Source organism: Cycloclasticus pugetii PS-1, from assembly GCF_000384415.1.
Classification (GTDB): Bacteria; Pseudomonadota; Gammaproteobacteria; order Methylococcales; family Cycloclasticaceae; genus Cycloclasticus; species Cycloclasticus pugetii.
In genome coordinates this window covers 630,576-652,788 of the sequence record NZ_ARVU01000001.1, presented here as the reverse complement: position 1 = coordinate 652,788, position 22,213 = coordinate 630,576, and the positions used below count along the sequence as shown (strand labels likewise).

15 protein-coding genes and 1 tRNA gene are annotated in these 22,213 nt (G+C 41.7%); 7 read left to right on the top strand and 9 right to left on the bottom strand.

Going from position 1 to position 22,213, the window contains the following annotated elements:
- Positions 1-87: 87 nt before the first annotated feature.
- The 3 genes from CYCPU_RS0103240 to CYCPU_RS0103230 all read right to left on the bottom strand — a co-directional run bounded on the left by CYCPU_RS0103240 (position 88) and on the right by CYCPU_RS0103230 (position 3,242).
- The gene (locus tag CYCPU_RS0103240) at positions 88-933 is read right to left on the bottom strand and encodes a mechanosensitive ion channel family protein (protein WP_015005451.1); all 846 of its coding nucleotides are present in this window, start codon (positions 931-933) and stop codon (positions 88-90) included.
- 25 nt (positions 934-958) lie between these two features.
- The gene (locus CYCPU_RS0103235) at positions 959-1,771 is read right to left on the bottom strand and encodes a DUF432 domain-containing protein (RefSeq protein WP_020161909.1); all 813 of its coding nucleotides are present in this window, start codon (positions 1,769-1,771) and stop codon (positions 959-961) included.
- Positions 1,772-2,141: 370 nt separating this feature from the next.
- The gene (locus CYCPU_RS0103230; RefSeq protein ID WP_026362575.1) at positions 2,142-3,242 is read right to left on the bottom strand and encodes a M20 family metallopeptidase; all 1,101 of its coding nucleotides are present in this window, start codon (positions 3,240-3,242) and stop codon (positions 2,142-2,144) included.
- 331 nt (positions 3,243-3,573) lie between these two features.
- Between CYCPU_RS0103230 and CYCPU_RS0103225 the strand changes: the two genes are divergently transcribed.
- The 7 genes from CYCPU_RS0103225 to CYCPU_RS0103195 all read left to right on the top strand — a co-directional run bounded on the left by CYCPU_RS0103225 (position 3,574) and on the right by CYCPU_RS0103195 (position 12,838).
- On the top strand, positions 3,574-4,488 hold the full coding sequence (locus CYCPU_RS0103225) for an ATP-grasp domain-containing protein (protein ID WP_020161907.1): 915 nt from the start codon (positions 3,574-3,576) through the stop codon (positions 4,486-4,488).
- Complete coding sequence (locus tag CYCPU_RS0103220) at positions 4,485-6,104, top strand: DUF1643 domain-containing protein (protein WP_020161906.1); 1,620 nt, start codon at positions 4,485-4,487, stop codon at positions 6,102-6,104. The genes CYCPU_RS0103225 and CYCPU_RS0103220 overlap by 4 nt, the downstream gene beginning before the upstream one ends.
- Before the next feature lie 195 nt (positions 6,105-6,299).
- A complete protein-coding gene (locus tag CYCPU_RS0103215; RefSeq protein WP_020161905.1) occupies positions 6,300-8,909 on the top strand; it encodes a M14 family metallopeptidase in 2,610 nt (869 codons plus the stop codon).
- Between the two features lie 463 nt (positions 8,910-9,372).
- Positions 9,373-9,774 (top strand): MarR family winged helix-turn-helix transcriptional regulator, encoded by a 402-nt coding sequence (locus tag CYCPU_RS0103210; protein WP_020161904.1) that lies wholly within the window; start codon positions 9,373-9,375, stop codon positions 9,772-9,774.
- Positions 9,771-11,747, top strand: coding sequence for an FUSC family protein (locus CYCPU_RS0103205; RefSeq protein WP_020161903.1), 1,977 nt, complete (start codon positions 9,771-9,773; stop codon positions 11,745-11,747). The genes CYCPU_RS0103210 and CYCPU_RS0103205 overlap by 4 nt, the downstream gene beginning before the upstream one ends.
- Positions 11,744-11,953, top strand: coding sequence for a DUF1656 domain-containing protein (locus CYCPU_RS12190; protein ID WP_020161902.1), 210 nt, complete (start codon positions 11,744-11,746; stop codon positions 11,951-11,953). Before CYCPU_RS0103205 ends, CYCPU_RS12190 begins: the two co-directional genes overlap by 4 nt.
- 3 nt (positions 11,954-11,956) lie before the next feature.
- Positions 11,957-12,838 (top strand): efflux RND transporter periplasmic adaptor subunit, encoded by an 882-nt coding sequence (locus CYCPU_RS0103195; RefSeq protein ID WP_016389732.1) that lies wholly within the window; start codon positions 11,957-11,959, stop codon positions 12,836-12,838.
- Between the two features lie 110 nt (positions 12,839-12,948).
- Here CYCPU_RS0103195 and CYCPU_RS0103190 read toward each other — a convergent pair.
- From CYCPU_RS0103190 to CYCPU_RS0103165, 6 genes are all read right to left on the bottom strand, one after another.
- Positions 12,949-13,036 (bottom strand) — tRNA-Ser (locus CYCPU_RS0103190).
- Between the two features lie 74 nt (positions 13,037-13,110).
- A complete protein-coding gene (locus tag CYCPU_RS0103185) occupies positions 13,111-14,982 on the bottom strand; it encodes an ATP-binding cassette domain-containing protein (RefSeq protein ID WP_020161901.1) in 1,872 nt (623 codons plus the stop codon).
- Between the two features lies 1 nt (position 14,983).
- Entirely contained in the window at positions 14,984-16,195 is a 1,212-nt protein-coding gene (locus CYCPU_RS0103180) for a competence/damage-inducible protein A (RefSeq protein ID WP_020161900.1), read from the bottom strand.
- Positions 16,188-17,006: a DUF2797 domain-containing protein gene (locus CYCPU_RS0103175; RefSeq protein ID WP_016389735.1), complete on the bottom strand. Its 819-nt coding sequence runs from the start codon at positions 17,004-17,006 to the stop codon at positions 16,188-16,190. The genes CYCPU_RS0103180 and CYCPU_RS0103175 overlap by 8 nt, the downstream gene beginning before the upstream one ends.
- An 84-nt stretch (positions 17,007-17,090) precedes the next feature.
- On the bottom strand, positions 17,091-17,720 hold the full coding sequence (locus CYCPU_RS0103170; protein ID WP_015005437.1) for a YqiA/YcfP family alpha/beta fold hydrolase: 630 nt from the start codon (positions 17,718-17,720) through the stop codon (positions 17,091-17,093).
- Positions 17,721-17,742: 22 nt separating this feature from the next.
- On the bottom strand, positions 17,743-22,170 hold the full coding sequence (locus tag CYCPU_RS0103165) for an EAL domain-containing protein (RefSeq protein ID WP_020161899.1): 4,428 nt from the start codon (positions 22,168-22,170) through the stop codon (positions 17,743-17,745).
- Between the last annotated feature and the right edge of the window lie 43 nt (positions 22,171-22,213).

Genomic DNA, 22,213 nt, shown 5'->3' with positions numbered 1-22,213 from the left:
TAAAGCCCAATCAGTCAGCTTCAAACATTGGTTTTTGCGACTAAGCCCAGTTGATAAAGCTCTCTAAGTAGCGTTATTCACTACGAATTAACGTCCAGCCTCATTTTCCTCTGTTACCACGCGTATAGGGAACGGCTCGGTAACACTACCCGCATAGATGGATTGGTGCGGAAAGGGTATTTCTATCCCTTCGGCATCAAAGGCTTCTTTAATTTCTTCATAAATAGCATTTTTTAGTTCGCTAAAATTTTCTCGCTTTACCCAAACCGAAAACTGCATATCCAACGAGGAATCGCCAAACCCTTTAAAAATAAAAGTCGGTTTAGGCTCATCCAAACAGATCGGGTTAGCATCGGCGACCCGCTCCATCACTTTGCGCACATGCTTAATGCTTTCTTTATAGGCAACACCTATCGCCAAATCAATTCGCCTAATTGGAAAACGCGTCAATGTGGTGACTTCTGACTTGATCAATGTTTCATTGGGGATTCGTACAAATAAATTATCAAAGGTTCTTAGTTTGACCGATAATAAATCAATAGAAATAACCTCGCCAATGGTTGAACCTACACGAACCATGTCACCAATCGAAAAGGGCCGTTCAGACACCAAAAACAACCCACTAATAATGTTTGAGGCAGAGGTTTGCGAGGCGAAACCAATCGCAACCGATATAATTCCAGCTGCGCCTATCAACACCCCTAAATCAAACCCGAGTGCTTTTAAACCCATAAAAAAGAACATCAGCAGCACAAGGTAACTGGCCACTCTTGCGACCAATAACTGTTTATGCGCATCCAGCTTATGCGTTGACCAGCGGGTCACCACGTTATTAGCTGCTCGAGATAAAATAATACCGACTATAAAAAAAATCAGCGCACGTACAACGGCCATTGTTAACTCGGTATTTATGTTGGCGAATACATTATCCATCTGTTATGTCCTGGGGTATTATTGGCTAACCAAACAAAGCTGATAAGGCCTTTGTTATTTTATGTTGCCCCAGGTCGTCTCTTGCTGCACTCACTAGGGTCAGGTTTTGATGGGCTAAACCTGTACTCATTACTTTATCTATGGTCAGGGTCGCCTGTTCATCTTGTTCACGAACCATAGTAATACGGCGTGTCCAAAAGTGACCAACTTCATCTACATAAAGCGCAAGATGTGGTGCTGGCACACTCACTTTATCTAAATTTAGTTGTTCATTGGATTCATTTTTAATTCTAATCTCAATCGTCACTCGCATTCCGTGGTTGGTTGAAGGTTGTATATCTAATTGCTCGCTCATACGCAAAGCATAACTCATCACACCTTCTCGTGAATTTAAGCCAAACCATGTATCTGAAATACGCTCTGTTGAGACATCTAACAATGGTTTTTCCCCGCCCCTTATACTCAGTTGCAACCACAATGGAACAGCAACATAGAGCGATATTTGTTCTTTTGGCAACAAGACAACAGTCGTGGTCGCACGACAGACAATAGCCCTGTCAGACATAACAGGAGTCAAGGAAAGCTTTTGCGGTATATTGTTTGACACAATACGTTGCTTGTTCGCCAAGCTCCAGCCCTCCTCACCCGTACCCATCAGTTGTATACACGGGTTGTGCACTGTGTCGCTTGTTTTCAATTCATACTGCATAAGCCAATCTTTCTCGCCAGACGCAATATCCAGCAAAAGGTCCCCACAGTTAAATTGCAACCTTGTGTTGGGTGTCAAATCAAACACCCCCCAGCACCTCGATTCTTGTTTTAAATCTTGTTGACCCATATAAACCCCGATCGTTGACAACTTGCTTATACCAATGAATGCCAGAGGGCGGGCTAAGCCACTGATTCATTAAATTTTTAACAACTTTACTGTCATGATGATACCCCATTAAGTAAACACAAAGGGCTTTATAACGGCCTAAAAAAACAACGGCTAGATGTCTACTGTTTTACGAATAGCGATGAAAAATTTGATACCAAGCAAGGCTTAATAATGATGTAGCCACGGCTGCAAAATGCAGTTTATCCTACAGGCCACTTAAGATAAGTAGGCCTTTTATTCGTCCAAAATAAGATATTTGCTTAGCCTTGCGAGCGAACGACTTGATCACACATGGTTTTTATCAACTTCATTGCACTGAGTAGACGCGTTAATCCTTCTCCAAACCTTGGTTATAATGCATCAAGATTTTTCTAACTTGCTCAATACGCGTTATAAAACTTTGTTTATTCGCTCGTTCATGAATAGTATGGTCCCCATCTCCAAAGGGGCCAAACCCATCCAAGGTAATACAACCCTTCGCAGCAAAAATATTTGCGTCACTAACACCACCCCGTTGTTCTGTTAACAATCGATCACCGGTGATGGATTCTAATTGTCTTAAAAACCGCTGCTGTTTTTCATTAGGCTCCATGACATCTCGCTGAATATCCCCAGATAAGCTGGCATCAGTTCCCTCAACTTCATGCGTGTGGGTAATCACGTGTATCGCCTCAAGCACTCGATCTCTTTCTTTCATATTGGTATAACGCATTTCAACAATTAAACGAGCATGCGGAGAAATAGTATTGGCACCAATACCGCCCTCCAACTTACCAACATTCACTGTGGTCCCTCTTTCCAAGTCGGTCAATTCAGTTAATTGAATACATTTATGCGCCGCCTCTAAATTAGCATTAACTCCTTCGGAATAATGGTTTCCAGCATGTGCGGCCTTACCTTTAATATCAATAAAGAATGTGCCCACGCCTTTTCGCCCAGTCACCAATTCATTATTCTTTCCTGCAGCCTCAAACACCAACACATAATCATATTGTTCGGCTAATTGTTGGCTAATCAGTTTGGAATCATCACTGCCGGTTTCCTCGTCACTGACCAATAACATATCTATATTGCCAATTTGACCACAGGCAGCTTTAACAGCTCTTAAGGCACAAAGAGCAACATAGTTACCGCCTTTAATATCGCAAGCACCCGGACCATATATCCACTGCTCATCTTCACTAAAGGTTTCAAAACTCAAAGGCGGGAAAACGGTATCTAAATGGCCCAACAGCAGTAATTTTTTACCTGTTGATTGAGTTGAGGTAAACAATAAATGATTACCTATCATTTCTCGCTGGTAAACATAGGTCACGAAACCAATCTCTTCCATCCATAGTTGAAACAAGGCACCACTCTTATCGACACCCTGCTTATTCTTCGTATAAGAATTAATATTAATTAATTCTGCTAATTCAGAAAAATCCATTTCACCCTTCACCATGCTTTATTAACAGTCAAAAAAAGGCCTAACCAAATTCAGGGTAAATCCAAACAACATAGTCATAACCCGGTTCACCTAGTCTCAAGATCTAAACACTATTATTCACCTCATACTTAGAAATATATCGCAGTTTTGAACAACGAATAAAAAAACTAGCATTTATTTTTTGCACTGCACCATATAAAAGCAAAAAGCGCTGATATGGTGCGACTATTTGCACCTAAAACAGCTTTAAGCAAGCTCTAACAAAGACTTACAGGCTTGGTACTAATATTGCTGTAATCTTATAGAGCGCTTCATCTGAGGATAAAAAAACATGTCTACCTATGAAATTGGGTTATGGATCTATCAAAATGGTGGTGGTGATGTTATTCAAAATTCGATCATTGCCCAATTACAAGAACGCGACATTTCTGCAATTACCGAGCTAAATTTAAGAAATGCAACAGCCACAAATGGCGCTATTTACTGCGATGGCGTTATAATGGAAGAGTTAGATTTGTTCTTTAGCTACAACGCTGGCCAACAAACACAGTACCAACTATATCTTTATGAAGCGTTGGATCAATATATACCGATCATTAATAACTATACGGCCTTTAGCCTAACCGAGGATAAATTCAAAACAGCTCATTTATTACAACGTAATGGCATCATCACGCCAGAATATGAGTTATGCCATCGTAATGATGTTCATACACTACGCAGAATCTTAAAAGAATGGGGTGGCAAGATTATATACAAACCTACTGAGGGCTGGGGAGGCATGGGGCTTGTTAAAATTGAAAACGACGCGGCCCTTGATATGCTGATACCCTTTATAAAACATACCGATCTTCGGCATTTTTACGTTGAACGCTTTATTGATTACGATAACACTGACTTCAGGGTTGATATTGTCGACGGTGAATACATCAGTTGCTATGGTCGTCAAGCCCCTGCTGGCGACTGGAAAACCAACATTACCAGTGGCGGCAAATTGTTACTACGTGAACCAACTGATGAGCTGGTCGCTTTAGCTAAAAAGGCCGCCAAATTAACCGGCCTGGATATTGCTGGCGTCGATATGATTTATGATCAAGAACGTGAACAATATGTGGTTTTAGAGGTCAACGGCATCCCTGCTTTTGCCACACCAGAACAAGAACAACTAGGCTTAGATTTTAATACTAAAAAAATTAACGCCATCGTCAACTTAATTGAAAAAAAACTACACGAGAAAAATAAATGAATAGCAGTCAAAAACGCCCAACATTAGGTTTACTGTACATGGACTTTGTACTGCAATTTTTTCACCCATCTAACTTTAAAGGTTGGCCGGATAAAATTGAAACCGTCACTTATCATTGGAAAAATGACCAGCAACGCCTTATTAACGACATTAAAAACAAAAAAATTGATGTTTTAATTGGTAATATTCCGGCAACAGCGTACGAAACGTTTCGTGAAATCTCCAAAGCACTGCCTAACGTCCGCTTTGTCCCCTCACTAGACACACAGTTTTCTAATAAATCCAAAGAAAACGTTACACGCTTTTGTAAAAAATATGACATTCCTATTCCGCCAACACATATTTTTTACGACCGTAAAAAAGGCTACCAGTTTCTTGAAAAAACTCGTTACCCAAAAATCATTAAAAAATCCTATGGGCCGTCAAATTATGGTGGCTATTTTGTTCATAAGGTCGATACTTTTGATGAAGCCAAACAACTACTAGAAAGCAAAAAATACAACCCCATTTACGTTCAAGATTTTATTCCCATGTCAGCTGATATTCGCGTCATGTTAATCGGTCACGAACCGGTATGTGCCTTTTGGCGCCGTCCACCAGAAGGTGAGTGGTTAACCAATACCAGTCAGGGTGGCAGCATTGATTACCAAAACGTGCCAAAGGAAGTGCTTGATTTAGCTGTACGCGTTTCTAAAGCCGCAAAAGCAGAATACTGGGCCTGTGACATCGCTGTTGGAAAAGATGGCAAGTACCGCATATTAGAGTGCGCAACGGCCTTTGCGGCCTTCCCTTATATTAGGGACTGGATAGGTCAATATTTGATGTGGTTATTTGGTAACGGTCAATTTAAAAAGCCCCATTTCCCCATTAATAACTGGGAAGAGCTTGGTAAGATATCGCCCTACTTATTAAGAACCATGCGCCAAATCACCTTTGGTCAATATACCCCTAGCTCAGATGCCGACTGCTTTACACCACTTGCCAAAACAAGCACTAATGAGCTCTTAATAAAAGACCTAAGTCAAGAAGAGTGGCCCAGTGATATTTGGAATTTTCAAGATAATTTAGGTCGTCAAAAAAAAACCGATTCAAAACCGGCTCCAACCACATCAAAAAATTCTGCTAAAACAGCTGAGTCCATTAGCGCAAATGCCGACAATGCGTTTGTCATACCACCCACCGATGAGACATACCGTTATTCACTGAGCCGAACATGGGATATTAAAAAACCGAGCTTATTTTTTATTGCTTTACACCCAACCTGCGAAGAAGACCATTATGATGATGCTTTAATAAAAAAATGTATCGCTTATGCGAAACAACATGACTATGGCAGCATTATTATTGGCAGTCTTTTTGCGTACCGAGCGAAGAACATTTCAGACCTAAAAAAGGCCTGCGACCCAATCGGCACATATAATGATGTCAGCTTATTAGAAAATCATCAACGCGCTGAAAAAACGATTGCGATATGGGGTAATGATGGCACATTCAAAGGAAGAGCCGATGAAGTTAAAGCATTACTACCGAATTTATTATGTTTTCAACTAACGGTAAAAAAACAACCACGTAGTATTAAAGGTTTGGCAAATGACATGACACCCGTTTTACTCTAAATAGGGACGTTAAGCCTTGATACTTATAAGCAATGCGCTAATGCCGCAAACAACGCAGCATTAGCAACTAGGCATCGGTGTTAACTTAATGTGATCAACGTGTTAGCATCGTCCAAATAAGCATTAGCTGGCTTTATACGCCCCCAATAAGCCCCCTTAATCTAACGCCCCTTACTTTAAGAAGAATCAACTGCAGTGAAAAAACAATATAAAACATACCAAGAAACAGAACAGTATTTACAACATGTTGTTTCTCAGCACCCCAATTTATTTAAACTTCAGAGTATCGGCAGCACTCACGAACAACGTGAGATTATGCTAATCACCGCTTCTTTCGATGTAGAAAAGGCAGAGTCTAAACCCGCTCTTTTGTATACAGGCACCATTCATGCCAGAGAATGGATTGGTAACGAGCTGGCTGTTAAGTTTATTGAATATATCGTCGATAACCATGAGTACAACCCTGAGCTTATCAACATCTTAAGCCGTAACACGCTTTATATGGTGCCTTGTTTAAATCCGGATGGCTTCGAATACTCAATGAAGCATTTCTCATTTTGGCGAAAGAACCGTCGTCTCAATCACGATGGTACCTATGGTGTTGACCTTAATCGTAACTTTAGTGTCGGTTTCCCAGGCTCAAAAAACACTTCATCAAACGTCTATAGTGGGCCACAGCCCTTTAGTGAGCCAGAAACTCAGGCCATCAAACAATTTGTGGACAGTCATCAAAACATTACGATTGCTTTAGATTACCACTCTCAGGGAAATGTTTTTTTCCCTGCCCACAAGTTTAATCATGAAGCCGAACATGAAGGCACAGACCTGAATATGCTTTGCGCCAATATGGCCAGAAAAATCTACAAAGTAACAGGGCGTAAATACGGTATTCATCGTGGTAAACCGCCTACAAACTTGATCGGTGGAAGCGGACGAGAATACTATTATAGCCGAGGCATTCTTGCCACTGTTGTCGAAGTCGGTACCCGTAATATTCCCGACTATATGCAAAACATGACCCAGTCGATTAATGAAAATATACCGGCGGTACAATATGCATTAGGTGAGGCAATTAATTATTCCACACACGCTCCAAAACGCGTTACTGAACTTAATATCCTTAAGATTGAAAGTAAATCTGCCACGTTAACGTGGACGTATGAAGAAGATGAAGATATTTATTTTGAAATCTATCGCAATACAAAAAACAAACAAGCCTGCACCGAAAGTAATTTAGTTGGCATTACCCATGCACAAGAGTTTACAGATATAGAACTCGATAGTGGCACCATGTATTTTTACTATATTCGTGCGGTTCATCGCTTGAGTAATATTAAATCGCCTTTTGCTACAAAAATTAGATTAAAAACATTACTAGATCATAATGAATTTTCTAGGGTGCTATTCCCCGGTAAATCCAATGTCGGTTATGTTGGTCAATACACTGGCGAGCAAAACCGCCAACATTTTGGTCACAATTCACTCTTCATTGGCATCAACCAATCCAAAGGTATCTGTACCGGTGTTCTTGAGTTTAGCCTCGATAACATCCCTGAAAATGCTGTTATTAAGTTTGCCAGGGCTTCACTCTACCCAATGAATCGTGTCGCCGCAAAAATTGAGCAGTTTGGAGATTGGTCGATTTCATTTTTAGAGCAAGATAACGTAGCCGATATAACAAACTTTGAAGATATAGAGCAGGCCGAAAGCATAGAAACCTTAGGTCAAACAGTTCCATCAGACGCCCTAACACAGGGTATCTGGAGTCATTGGACCTTTAGTGCTCATGAATGTCGAATTCTAGAATCAAACCTAGCAAAACGCTCGGTATTATTTCGCATAGATGGCCCCAAAACACTGCCTCTTGGGCGTGATTCACAAATGATGCAATTCGACATTGGCTATGGAAAATTTGGTGGCGGGATTCATTATCGCCCACACCTTGAGGTCATTTATACCGTCCCTGAAACAGAAGTGGTCTTATCACCCACGCGCCTTTGTAGTCTGTCAAAAAAAGGGGTTGTTGAAAACGAGCTCCTGTCTGGTTTTAGCGAAAATGATGGTAAAACATACGGCTATATTGAGTTTAACCTGTACAGTTTACCGAACCCAGAAGAAACGGTTATTACCGAAGCCTTTATTTGCTTACAAAATAAAAACACCCCCCCCAGTGATCGTGATATCTGCTTTAATCTTGAGTTTGTCGACATGAATGCCATCAGCTATTCTGATATCAGAAATCGAACTAATATCGAGTATGTCGGTTATGAAGCAACCACGCAAGACCTTGTTCGCAAGCAAAAGCAGTACTTCATTTTCGACAAATATAGTCAATTAACATTAGAAGAAAAACACGAATCTAATGAGGCAGCTGCTTTTGTAATACGAGCCACCTCTGAGTCAGAATCTTATGCAAAATTGATTGACTGGCATGAGGCTGGACATAAAAATGAAGTGAAATTAGTCGTTAAATATATCAAGCGTCGCAAAAAACCAACGGCAGCGGTTACTGAATTAAAAGCAAGCAATGAAAATGGTCGAATGAAATTAACATGGGCGAACCCACCTACCAAAGCATTTGTTGGCACTTATGTCGTACGCAATAGGTTCCGCCCACCTCGCTCACCCTATGATGGTGTAAAGCTCTATGCTGGTTCGGATAATTACACATACGACAGCTTTGGCTCTAGCAAAATCTCAAAATATTATGCTGCCTTTAGTTATGATGATGTTCCAAACTACTCTGAGCCTCAAGTAATACATTATGAAGCTCATCAAAGCACTGCAGAAAAGCCATCTAACTAGTTTTATATGAATGACACTGTATGGCTAATACGAATGAATAGCCGATAAACGCTTGGTTTATCGTTAATCTCGCCGGCAATTTGAAAAGCGTATAACGCTTTGTTTTTTGTCGCCTGCTCAGCCAGTTAAAAGCTGGCCAGCGTGTCATAAAAGCCTAATAACTTACTGTCTCGTCAGCGCCAAGTTCTCACTGGTCCTAACAGTGGCTGCGGATATAACGCTAGTCACCTCACCCTCTCCTGAAATATTTAAACATGCTGTTTGATAAACCTCATACAGCACACTGAGCATAACCATGTTAGATGCTTGTCGATACTTTGAACTAGTTGACAAATCAACTATTGATTTATAACATATACAAAAACTTACATTTGAACTATACAAAATGTCTACTAAAAAACGCTCTCTAGACCAACATCTCTTTGATCTTACTAATGTTATTCAGCCTTCACGGAGAGTTTGGATGCAAACTGTTAGCACTCTTCCTTTTGATCATGGTATTTCCACGTCATTAGCCATTATCGTTTTACTAGCATCGCGTTTCGGGCCTCATGTTCAACAAAAAACGCTGGCTATCGAAGCTGGTATTGATGCAGCCGCGCTGGTTCGTATACTTGATCAAGGCGAAGAGGCCGGGCTACTCGTTCGTTGTGATGTTCCCAATGACCGTAGAAGCAAAGCCATTAAGCTGCTACCGAAGGGAAAGCGCCACGCTAGCAAAATGGAAGCTACACTTAAGGACCTTCGTTTTAAGCTGATGGGTGATGTGCCAGAAGAAGATATTGAGACAACAACGCGCGTAATGCGTCTGTTGGAAGAGCGATGCCAAGCCTATTTACTAAATGGCAAAACTGATCAAAAATGATTTTTAAACCTGACCAGTGGCTATTCGCATTCAAGCTGTACCTAGCAGCGATGATGGCGTTTACAATCTCTGCGCATATTGGCCTCCCCGAAACATATTGGACCATTGTTACCTGCTGCGTGGTTATGAACCCCATGAGCGGTGCCGTAAGATCTAAAGCCGTTTATCGATTTACCGGTACATTTTGTGGCGGGCTTGTCTCGTTGATTTTAGTAAGTTTTTTTGCAAACACACCGATCTTAATGATTGCCTTTATAGGGCTAATTGGTGCAGTAGCATTTGGATGTTCTTTACTAGATCGCACACCGCGAAGCTACGGTTTTCAACTCTTTGGTCTGACCTTAATGATCGTCGCAATACCCTATATAGAACACCCAGCCACACTGTTTGACATAGCCATATTTCGTATCTGCGAAATTGGTCTGGGGATCATATGTTGCACCATGGTCGACAGCATTATTGCTCCACGTTCTTTAAAACCTGGCGTGCAGTTTAAATTGCAAGGTTGGCTGGCTGATATGGAGAAATGGATTGATGATGCCTTTGAAGGCCATATTACCGACGACGAAGCAGTACATGACCGCTTAAAAGCCCTCTCTGATATCAGCTCCTTATCTGCTCTGGCCGCTCAATTGCGCTATGACCCGCTTGTTACGCGACGGGAAAGCCAACTTATATTTTCCATACAATTGCGTTTATTGCGCTTAGTGCCGTTGCTATCAGCCATCTCATCTCGCATTGCCGATGCCGAACCCGATATACGCAACAAGTTAACGGCCTCTTTAAAAACAGCGGCCGCCCATGCAAAAAATGGCGAGCCAGCGGACGAAGCCCTACTTACACAAATAACCCAAACGGCTCATAGTATGGATTCCATGTCTAAGTGGCGCCATTTAGTTCAAGAAAACATGGCCGAATTACTAAAAACTATACTGCATAACTGGTCTGAAATACGCCAATGCCAACAGTCACTAGAACAAGATTCGCCGTTACCGCCTCTTCTTGAAAAAGAAGTCAGCAATACACGTTCATTTAAGCTTTATCCGGATACCTATATTGCCAAAAAAATATTTATTGGCAGCCTTATCTCCTACAGCCTGCTCTGTGTATTATGGTATGCAACAGGCTGGCATCATGCTCCCGCTGCAGTTTTAATGGGGGTTGCTGCTCTCGCCTTCTTTGGTGGTTCAGACGAAGGTGGTCGCGCCATTACCTTATTTGGTAGGTTTACAATTATCGCCTTATTCGCCGCAAGTATATTAAGCTATGGCCTGCTTCCGCTTGCCAATGATTACCCCATGTTTCTGATCATAATGGCGATATTTATCTTACCAATAGGCGCTTGGGCAACGAAAAACCCGATGGCGATACTGCTATTGGCTATGGCTTTTAGCAGCATTAATTTTCAAAGCAGCTACCAACCCTATGATTTTGGTGTCTTTCTTGAAATTTGTATCGCCAACCTTTTAGGCATTTTTATTGCCTTTTGTTCGCTAGGCTTAGTGCGCACGTTGGGCGCCAAACACACCATGGAACGACTTATTCGTGAGGGTCGCGAAGAAGTATTAAACCTAACTTACCGCGCCACACCCCGCGATAGAGATGCTTTCCTCAATCGGTCTTTAGATAAAATTGGTTCCCTTGCAAGTAGGCTTGAACAAACCGGTCAAATAAATACTAGCTCTCGTGTTTTAAGTCGTTTGCGTGCAGCTGCAAGTATTGCCGAGCTACGACATACCAGTGCTTACCTGAATGAAGAAACTCGTCGCGTGCTGGAAGACCTATTCACCACAATCCGCCAAGACATTAACCATAAAGAACCGTCAGACAAGCTTTTGGCAAAAATAGACAACGCCCTTTCAACCGCCTGGAAGCATGAGTTGAAATCGGCCAAACATCCACTGTTAAGGGGGCTCATTGGCCTTCGTCTTGCGTTGTTTGAATATGCACCTGCTTGGAGGTATGCCCCATGATCGGAGAAATTGATATAGCTGGAATATTTATCTCGCCGTTACTCTTATGCTTGCTAAGTGCATTTATTGGAAGAATCATGATTTCAACTCTTTTTGAAAAAGTGAACATCTACAAAGTTGTCTGGCATCGCCCCTTATTCGATATGTCCCTATTTTTTATATTACTGGGGATCTCACTTAAAACTTTTTACCTTATAACCGGTTAAAATATGCAAAAAGAAAAAACAATTCACATCCTAAAAGTCATGATGACATGCACGCTGACCGTTCTTGCAGCGTTTGTGCTCTGGCATATCTATTCCTACTATACTTACACTCCGCAAACACGCGATGGCAAGATCAAGGCCGACATTGTTGCCTTATCTTCCGATGTATCCGGCCAAGTAGAGGCCGTCTTTGTTCAGGACAACCAGCAGGTTCAAAAGGGCGATGTATTATTTTCTATCGACACCGATCGCTTGGAAAATACTGTAGCGCAAAACGAAGCTGCTTTAAGCAATGCTAGGGCAACACTTGCTGCAGCAAACAGGGAGGAAAAACGATATAAAACCCTAAAAAACACCATTGTCTCGGAACAAGAACGTGATAACCGTATCTCTGTTGCTGAGCAGGCCCAGGCGAAATATGAGCAAGCATTGGCAGACCTGAAACTCGCCCGCCTTAATCTAGAGCGCTCGCAAGTGAAGTCCCCAATCAATGGAATCGTAACCAATTTTTCACTGCGCCCAGGAACCTATGCAACCGCCGGACAACCGGTAATGGCGTTGGTCGATATTGATAGCTTTTATGTCGCTGGATATTTTGAAGAAACAAAACTAAGCCATATTCGCACTGGCATGCCTGCAACAGTTCATATTATGGGAGAAGACCAAGCTATCAGCGGACATGTCGTCGGGATTTCATCCGCAATTGAAGACCGTGAACGTGCAACATCCTCTAATACACTGATCGCCAATGTCAATCCAACTTTTAACTGGATAAGGTTGGCACAACGTGTACCAGTCCGCATAGCGATTGATGAAATTCCTGATAACATAGCACTTATTTCAGGGCGAACAGCCAGCATTACTATCAATAATCATGAAGGTTGAATATCACTTTTTACCGTTCAATAGGGCTAGTTGTAGAAGCCTTCAAATTAATGCAGCACTGATTTTTTGGCTATGCCATCTGCGGCAGATGGCGCTTCGTTTGCAGTTAATGGTGGAGAGAGAGGGATTCGAACCCTCGGTACCTTGCGGTACACACGCTTTCCAAGCGTGCTCATTCGGCCACTCTGACATCTCTCCATAAAACTTATAAAACGCACTGTGCTTGCGTTTTAGGGCGCTGAATTATATCAGCAAACTTAAACCTTTTGTATTTATTGTAGTTGAGACTCTAACTCATCCCAACGTTGATACTTTTCTTGTAATTGTTCATCGATAGACGTTAATTCAGCCATTTTGCTTTTTATCTCTTCTCGGTCTCCTGCATGAAACTCCGCCGTACTCGTTAATTGCTGTAGCTTCGCTAACGTTTCTTCAAGCACCTCGATCTGCTTTGGTAAGTCATCTAATTCTTTTTTAACTTTGAAACTTAATTTCGGCTTTTTAACGGTTTTAGGCTGTTTTTTTTCACTAACCGTTTTACTCGGCTGCTCGGCCTGACTACTGTCTTTAATAATTTGACTCCAATTAGGCAACTCACCTACATAATCAGTAATGACACCATCCCCTTCAAAAAACCAAAAATTAGTAACCACGTTTTCTAAGAACTTACGGTCGTGACTCACCAGTATTAAGGTACCTTCATAGTCAACCAGTAACTCTTCTAGTAACTCTAATGTTTCAACATCTAAATCATTAGTCGGTTCATCCATCACGATAAAGTTAGCCGGCTGACTAAATAACTTCGCCAGTAAAATTCGATTACGTTCACCACCAGATAATACTTTTGCTGGTGATCGTGCTCGTTCAGGGGCAAACAAAAAATCACCTAAGTAGCTGATAATATGCCTGTCACGCCCATTAATGGTAATGCTCTCTCGTCCGTCGGAGACTAGATCAATAACTGTTTTCTCTAGATCCAGAACATCTCTGTGCTGATCAAAATAGGCGACTTTTAGTTTGGTTCCGTGTTTTACAGCACCGGAATCTAATTCAATTTCTTTTAGCAACGCTTTAATGAGCGTACTTTTGCCAATACCATTTGGTCCTACCAATCCTATGCGGTCACCCCGCATTAATCGACATGAAAACTGATCGACCATTTTACGCCCGCCATAGGCAATAGAAATATCCTCCGCCTCTATCACCAACTTGCCAGACTTTTCACCTGATTCAACCTCTAGTTTCGCAGGGCCGGCTAGGTTTCTTCGCTCTGCACGTTCCCGCCGTAACTGTTGTAAAGCCCTCACACGGCCTTCATTTCGTGTTCTTCTCGCTTTAATGCCTTGTCTAATCCAGACTTCTTCACGCGCTAGCTTTTTATCAAATTCTGCATTTGTTTTTGCTTCAGACTCTAATGCGGCCGCTTTTCTTTCAAGGTATTGCTCATAGCTACACGACCAACTGGTTAGCTGTCCTCTATCTATTTCTATAATACGTTTGGCTATATTTTGTAAAAAAACTCGGTCATGTGTAATGCAAACCACGGCACCGCGAAAGGTTGCAAGTTGTTTTTCTAACCAAACAATTGTTTCCATATCTAGATGGTTAGTTGGTTCATCTAACAGTAAAACATCAGGCTCGACTACCAAGGCACGTGCTAGCCCTACACGTCGCTTCCAACCACCTGACATTTCATTTATTTTTTTATCGGCGGGTAAATTTAAACGACTTAACACTGAGTCAACACGTTGTTGTAATGACCAGCCATCTAATGCTTCAAATTGATGTTGTAATTTGCCCAGCGCTTCTAAGTCAACATCAGGGTCAAGCAACATGTCGTGATAACGAGCAATTAAGTGACCCACCTCACCCAAACTATCAGCAACAGCATCATAAACGGTGGAGGCATCAGGCAGTAACGGTGACTGCTCAAGTGTTGCTATGGTAATGCCCGCTTGCCGCCAGACCTGACCTGAGTCGGCCAACACTTGCCCAGCCAATACTTTTAACAAGGTCGACTTTCCTTCGCCATTGCGGCCAATTAAGCCCACTCGCTCTTGTTCATCGATTTGCAGGTCGGCATTATCTAGCACTGGTTTTAAACCGAACGCTACACTAACATTATCTAGCTTAAGTAATGGCATATTATTGATTTTGAATAAATTTTCTAATTAAATTGAACGCAAGTGCTGACGCTACTGTTTGTTGACGTAGCGCTCTCCCCCACACTTCCTTTGTGCTTGAAATGTGGCCGTGAGCATCTGCTACTGCGGTAAAAACAGCCACTGTTGTATCATTTACTTTCTTATGTAGTTGCACAAGGCTTAACGCTGTTTTATGCCGAGCACGATTTTCCTTTGCTATCTCAAGCGCCAACGCTTCGCCAATGGGTTGCTGCACCGTGCTAAACGCAGTTTGGATGCCTGAAACTTTTGGATAAACAGCTGAAGTTAATAACCAATCTGCTTGGCACTGGCGGGCGATATCACCCTGCGATAAGGTTTCAATAAGACTCAGTGTCAACTTTTTTTCGGTCATTAACTGATCGACACAATCCGGTAAATTACTGACTGATTGACCCCAACCATCAATGGCAAAAAGGCTAGCACCCAATGCATCACTAACGTTATCAACCCAATATTGAACCTGCTCTTTGGTATGGCTTTGTGGAAAGAGTAGCTTTAATTCATTCTCTGGCATACCCGCTCTAAAACTCACACGAATATCATTGTCAATCTCTAAGCTATTAACGGCTTGCTGGATATCAGACTCTCCCTTGCCCATGCTTCGAAATGTAATCAAACGGGGCTGCTCCAGCTTAAATTGGCGCTGTAAATCGGCCAACACAAACGTCTCCATCATCTGTTTCATTTCATACGGTACACCTGGCATAAAGTAAAACCGGCACTGCTGACCGACGGCAGTAAAGCCAGGCGCCGTTCCCCAACGATTATCAATTCGTGTCGAGTTTGTGGGCAACAGTGCTTGCTTCTTATTTACATCGGCCATAGGCATTTTTAATTGCGCGAAAAACTCAGCAATCATCACTAAAGCCTCACTATCCATTTCAAGTTCTACTTGAAAGGCTTGAGCAAAGGCTTCGGCGGTTAAATCATCTTGTGTTGGCCCTAAACCACCTGTACACAAACAAACATCAGCCATCGCATCTATTTCTTTAAGCACTTGAACCAAATCTGCTAAGTCATCCGAAACAGTAATATGCCTAATAACATCGAAGCCTAGCAAGCGACACTGATCAGCCAAAAAAGCAGCATTGGTGTCTACCAAAGCACCTGTAATCACTTCATCGCCTTGTGAAAAAATAATGACGCTAGGCGCCTTGTCTGTTTTATGCATCAAATTGAACCTTGTAACTGGTGAACTTTCTTATATTTAAGACCCCACTATCTAATATTAGATATTGTCCTTTTATGCCCATTAAACGGCCTTCGACCCTAGCTGTTTTATCAAAATTAAAGGAGGTAACCTTTTGAGGATATTCAACAACGGGGTAATTAATCTCTACCTGCTTAGCATCTTTTATTAACTCTATATCCCCGTCTTTATTAGCCGCCTGAATATTGCTTAACTCAGAGGCTGCAGCCTCAATAAGGCGGTCTCTATGTTCATATAGGTTTTTATGGTCCGCTTGGCCCTTTAACATCTTCCGCCAGTCAGTTTTATCCGACACGTGTTGTTTTAAAGCCATCTCAACTTGACCAGACTGTAGACGTGTTCGCACCTTAAAAATGGGCAAGGCCTGTGTTGCTCCTTGGTCAACCCAACGCGTTGGCACCTGTGTATGGCGAGTAATGCCAACCTTTAAGCCCGATGAATTTGCTAAATAAACAAAGTGGTCTTGAAAACAAAACTCTTCGCCCCATTGAGGTTCTCGACACGTACCTAAGTGATAGTGACACGTTTCAGGTTTCATAATGCATAAATCACACTGAGCCAGCTTAGTCATACAATAATAACAAAAGCCTTGGCTATAGCTTTTCTTTGTTCGTTTTCCACAATTTAGACAATTGATCTCACCTTCATAGGTTAACGCGATGGTTTTACCCAAATATTGGTTCAAGCCAATACGCTCATCACCGATGGGCAATACATATTCAACAGGGTTACTCAAGGTGCTGAGCATTTTCTTTAAATGGCCTTCAATCATGTTCTCTATCCTAATTCAATTAATCCATGCCGATTTGAAACATGGTGGCTGTATAACAACCGATTTATGATGAAACTTAACCTTTTACGAAGTTAAGAAGTCGAATGTTTTCTCTAAATAATTTTCGTAATCAGCAAAGCCGTGATCACCGCCCTCAAGCACCACTTGCTCGCTACCTTGGTAGTAATCAACCCCTTTTTGAAAATCCAACACCTCATCACCCACTTTGGTGAGTAACAGTAAGTTTTGCGCTTGCTGAAGCTTTGGTAAGTGTAACTGCTGCAACTCCTGGAGATGCGTTAGAGTAAAATCAAAGCTCTCTCCGGTATGATAATTAGTATTCTTCCCCAAGGCTTTTTCAAGTATCAAATGCGCATCAACAGCGGGGTTAATTAACACTGCTTTCTTGGCATACTTTTGACTTAAATACGTTGCATAAAAGCCCCCTAAAGAACTACCAACAACACCCCAATATTGATCATCTAACGAAGCTATGTGCGCCTCAACCAAGGACATCGCTTGAGCTGGAGAAGGGGGTAAATCTTTTAAAAACAAGGTATGAACATTGTTTCGCTCAATATAGCTTTTAACTAACTGCGCTTTAAAGGAATCTACAGAACTGCAAAAACCATGTAAGTAAATAATATGCACGAAAAACTCTATTATTAAAAATAAACCATTAGGATAACCGACCCGTTGCAGGCCTGCCATCATTAACGATCAGTTGTTACTCTTCTTAAACGCGACCTACTTCTTTAGCTGAACGGGCATACTCTGCGATAAATTCGTCTTCCGACAGTGGTTTATTAATTAAATAGCCCTGAACTAGGTCACAACTATGCTCTGCTAGGAAATCATATTGATCTTGTGCTTCAACCCCTTCAGCCACAACCTTCATACCTAAATTATGTGCCAACACTATCATTCCATCAACAACAGCCATATCAGCTTCATTTTCTGGTATCTCTTTGATGAACTCCATGTCCAATTTTAAGGTGTTCGCTGGTAACTGCTTAAGATAATTAAATGACGAATACCCTGTACCAAAGTCATCAATAGAAATACTCACACCCATTGCTGCAATATCGTTTAATTTTTCCAACATCGCATCAATATTGTCCAACACCATACTTTCAGTTACTTCTAATTCTATGTATTTTGGTTCTAATTCATGTTTAGCCAAACACATACCAACCAATGATACAAAATTCTCCTCTGCCATCTGTACCGCGGATACATTAACTGCAACAGTGCCATAGTAGTCAAATTCTAGTTGCCACTTTTTTGCTGTTGCGCACGCGGTGTCTAGCACCCACAAACCAATTTCTTTAATCAGCCCCATTTCTTCTGCAACAGGTATAAACTCGGCTGGTGATACCATTCCTCTTAACCGGTGCTCCCACCTAACTAATGCTTCTGAGCCTATCACTTCCGCTGTTGATGTGTCTTGTTTCGGTTGGAAGTACAGCGATAACTCATTATCCGCCAACACTTTCCGTAGCTCAGTTTCAATACGCATTCTTTGCTCTAATACCTCACTCATTTCCTGCGTATAAGCACGGTAAGTATTTCTCCCAGCGGCTTTTGCTCTATACATCGCCGTATCTGCATTTTTCAACAACGTCTCTTTTGATAGACCATCATCCGGGTATATTGCCAAACCAATACTAACCCCTGCAAAAACCTCGTTCCCGGCGAGGCTAAATGGTTCTTTTAGCGCATTTAACATGGCCTTAGCAACCTGGTCAGGCGCTGTTTTACCGGTCATATCACTTAATACAACCACAAATTCATCACCACCGATTCGTGCCAACATATCTCCTGAGCGGATACAGTTTTTTAGCCGCCCAGATAGCGCTTTCAACAGAATATCACCAGCTTCATGGCCCATGCTGTCATTAACATCTTTAAACCGATCTAGATCAATAAAGAAAACCGCCACTTTTGAATCTTTTCTCTTGGCATGTTCAAGTTCTTGCTGAAACTGTTCAACAAAAGCAGTTCTATTGGGTAGACCCGTTAATGCATCTTTATAAGCTAATTTATGTACATGTTGATCAGCAAACTGCTTGTCTAACAAACGTCTCACTCGCTGTCTTAAAACTGACAAGTTTATCGGCTTGGGTACAAAATCAGCGGCGCCACTTTCATAGGCTAAATCCACAGATTTTTCACTTTCTAGGGCCGTGGTTATAAGCACTGGAACATCCGAACCACCCTGCATTGCCTTGATTTCTCGACAGGCCTCAAAACCATCTTTAATGGGCATCATTGCATCCATGATAATCACATTAGGCCTTAACACTTCAAACAACCTCACTGCATCACGACCATTAGCACCCAGTTCAACTTGATACCCTTCGCGCTCCAAAACACTTGCTACCGTCATTCGCGTACTTTGATCATCATCAACAATTAACACCACTTCTTTCGTTCGCTTTGTTTGTTCTGTATCAGAAAGTTCTAACGTCGCTAACTTGCTGTTCAAAGATGCTTCAACCAAGGTGAACTCTGTTTCTAACCGCTCAGCTAATGGCGCAATTATCGATTCATCAACAGTGTTACGAGACCAGGCCTCCTCTATTTCAACACAAACAGATACAAAATCTTCCGCCCCCAAGTTACGTGAACTGCCCTTAATTTTATGCGCCACATCCAAACACTTTGTTGTATCACCAGCCTCCATTGCGGCAATTAAGGTAACAATATAGATAGGTGTATCGAGTAGATAGGATTGAACAATTTGTTGAATACCACTGCCAGTATTAGCAACGAGCTCCTTGAATGCCGATTCAACAATTACTGAGCCTTCTGACACTTCAAGCTCTATACCTGATGATTCATCGTCTATTAGAGGGAAACCAAATAGTTTTTCAAGCTTGGCCAATAACGCTGACAATTGAAACGGCTTTAATAAATAGTCATCCATCCCGCTATTAATACAGTGTTCAAAGTCACCTGGTTGATCTTTCGCCGTTAAAGCAATAATAATCGGCTGCCGGCACTTAAGGCCTAACGCCCGGATTGCTTTAGTTGCTTCATACCCATCCATCACTGGCATATTGCAATCCATCAAAATCAGATCATAGTTTTTTTCTTTAAAAGCATTCAGTGCTTCAAGACCATCATTGGCCACATCAGACGATATACCTATTTCCTTTAGTGTTGCCTCGGCTACCAGTTGGTTAGTCACATTATCATCGACAACTAGGGCCTTTATACTTTGCAAAACATCTGATGTCTTGATCTTGGGTTTTTTCCCAATCTCCGCTGACGTGCTCCCCTTACCTTCAGAGAATACATCTATTAATGTCATCCGTAACTTCTCATACCGTACAGGACGGTCAATTGATCCTACAAATAACGGCAAGCTTTCGTCTGCAGAGCTAATTTTGCTGCCAAACCGGACCATCGGAATTAACTTTGTACCAGAAAATTCCTCATTCGCCTTAAAACTCGCTAAAAACGCAGTCATATCCCCCAAACTATAATCAACATTAAACAGGCAGCTATCCAACCCTCTGCCCGACTTTAACTCGTCCTTTAGGATGAAAATGGCCTCATCTAAACTGTTAACTATTTGACATTCAACCCCCCACGCATCGAACATCCCTTCAAGATAATTTTGAGTTTCTTCAAACGGTTCAATTAACATCACCCGTTTTCCACTCAATAATTCAACCTCATCGGCAGGTTCTTCGAAGGAAATATTATGCGTTTGCATTGGAAGTAATACTCTGAAGCTTGACCCTTCATTGACTTCACTAGTAACCGATACAGAACCCCCCATTAACTTTGTCATTTGATTAACGATCGTCAATCCAAGTCCGGTTCCACCATATTGATTGGTTGTTTCTGCACTGACCTGACCAAAAGGCCTAAAAATTTCACTTAATGCGCCTTCCGGTATTCCAATACCCGTATCAGTCACTGCTATCTCAATCAAAGAACGCCCCTTTGAGGATGACACAATTTTTGCTGATAAAGTAATATGCCCCTGGCTTGTGAATTTGACCGCGTTATTTAATAAATTACTGATGACTTGTCGAATCCTTACCGCATCACCTCGAACAAACATTACATTGTCGGTGGGCAAATCCAAACAAAGCTCTAAATCTTTAACTTGTATTTTCTCTGCATATAACAACGCTAGCTGTTCAAGCAACAACCTTAAATCAATATCCTCCAGTGCCAGCTGAAAATTCCCCGATTCCATTTTACTAAAGTCCAACACATCATTGATCATTTGCAATAAGGAGTCACCTGATTTACTGGCTACCTCAAGGTATTCATGCTGATGCTGTGGCAAGCCCATTTCTTTGAGCAAATTAACCATGCCCAAAATGCCATTAAGAGGCGTTCTAATTTCATGGCTTAGGTTCGCTGCAAAATCTGATTTAATTTTAGCTGTTTGTACGGCTTGATCCCTCGACTGTTCAAGTTCACTACTTCGCGTTTCCAGCACCTTCATCATCTGGTTGAACGCTTCAGACATATGGCCAAGTTCCGCAGCAACCTCATGTTCGGCTCTAAGCCCGATCTCACCTGATGCTGCTTGAATCATGATCGATGAAAAGTCTTTTAACGGCCTTGTTAAACGCCGAACTAGCAAGCTCATCAGTACTAATAAAACCAACGCAACCGCAATAATAATGCCTACGTTGGCGACAAATAGTGTCTGGGCATACTGAATTAAGGACGGCTTATCAAGTATCAGCATTAAGTAAGCAGCAGGTATTTCCCCATTATTATTGAGCCGAGCGGTAAAGTAAAAGGCTTGTTCCGTCTCACGCTCTAGCCTCGCTTCCTCCAAGTCAACATCTTGCCAGCCGCTTATTAACTCATACTCTGTGTTCTTTTTGACTGATGATATTTCTTTGAAATCTGCATCAAAAATAATGATGCTTTGCACACCCTCAAGTTTAAAAAAAGGGGTCGCTAAATAGCCTAATAGTTCTTCAATACCGCCAGAAAAAGGAGTTGAAAGCTGATCGATTAAAGCTTCAGCTACTCTCTTACCGTGTTGAACATAATCGGCCCGCTCTTGCTCATAGGCTTTATATGAAATTAAAGCTGATGAGATGACTGATAAAAAAATAGCTCCTATCAACAAAGCAAGGTTTAATTGCTGGCCTAAACCCTTTTTATGTTTTTTTATGCCCATAATCCAAACCCTAATTTAACGGCTTCCTTATCTAGCTATAATG

Coding starts and splice junctions, on each gene's coding strand:
- CYCPU_RS0103235 (WP_020161909.1), bottom strand. CDS start 1,771: ATGGGTCAACAAGATTTAAAACAAGAATCGAGGTGCTGGGGGGTGTTT.
- CYCPU_RS0103185 (WP_020161901.1), bottom strand. CDS start 14,982: ATGCCATTACTTAAGCTAGATAATGTTAGTGTAGCGTTCGGTTTAAAA.
- CYCPU_RS0103240 (WP_015005451.1), bottom strand. CDS start 933: ATGGATAATGTATTCGCCAACATAAATACCGAGTTAACAATGGCCGTT.
- CYCPU_RS0103170 (WP_015005437.1), bottom strand. CDS start 17,720: ATGATGGCAGGCCTGCAACGGGTCGGTTATCCTAATGGTTTATTTTTA.
- CYCPU_RS0103210 (WP_020161904.1), top strand. CDS start 9,373: ATGCAAACTGTTAGCACTCTTCCTTTTGATCATGGTATTTCCACGTCA.
- CYCPU_RS0103205 (WP_020161903.1), top strand. CDS start 9,771: ATGATTTTTAAACCTGACCAGTGGCTATTCGCATTCAAGCTGTACCTA.
- CYCPU_RS0103225 (WP_020161907.1), top strand. CDS start 3,574: ATGTCTACCTATGAAATTGGGTTATGGATCTATCAAAATGGTGGTGGT.
- CYCPU_RS0103180 (WP_020161900.1), bottom strand. CDS start 16,195: ATGCATAAAACAGACAAGGCGCCTAGCGTCATTATTTTTTCACAAGGC.
- CYCPU_RS12190 (WP_020161902.1), top strand. CDS start 11,744: ATGATCGGAGAAATTGATATAGCTGGAATATTTATCTCGCCGTTACTC.
- CYCPU_RS0103175 (WP_016389735.1), bottom strand. CDS start 17,006: ATGATTGAAGGCCATTTAAAGAAAATGCTCAGCACCTTGAGTAACCCT.
- CYCPU_RS0103230 (WP_026362575.1), bottom strand. CDS start 3,242: ATGGATTTTTCTGAATTAGCAGAATTAATTAATATTAATTCTTATACG.
- CYCPU_RS0103165 (WP_020161899.1), bottom strand. CDS start 22,170: ATGGGCATAAAAAAACATAAAAAGGGTTTAGGCCAGCAATTAAACCTT.
- CYCPU_RS0103195 (WP_016389732.1), top strand. CDS start 11,957: ATGCAAAAAGAAAAAACAATTCACATCCTAAAAGTCATGATGACATGC.
- CYCPU_RS0103220 (WP_020161906.1), top strand. CDS start 4,485: ATGAATAGCAGTCAAAAACGCCCAACATTAGGTTTACTGTACATGGAC.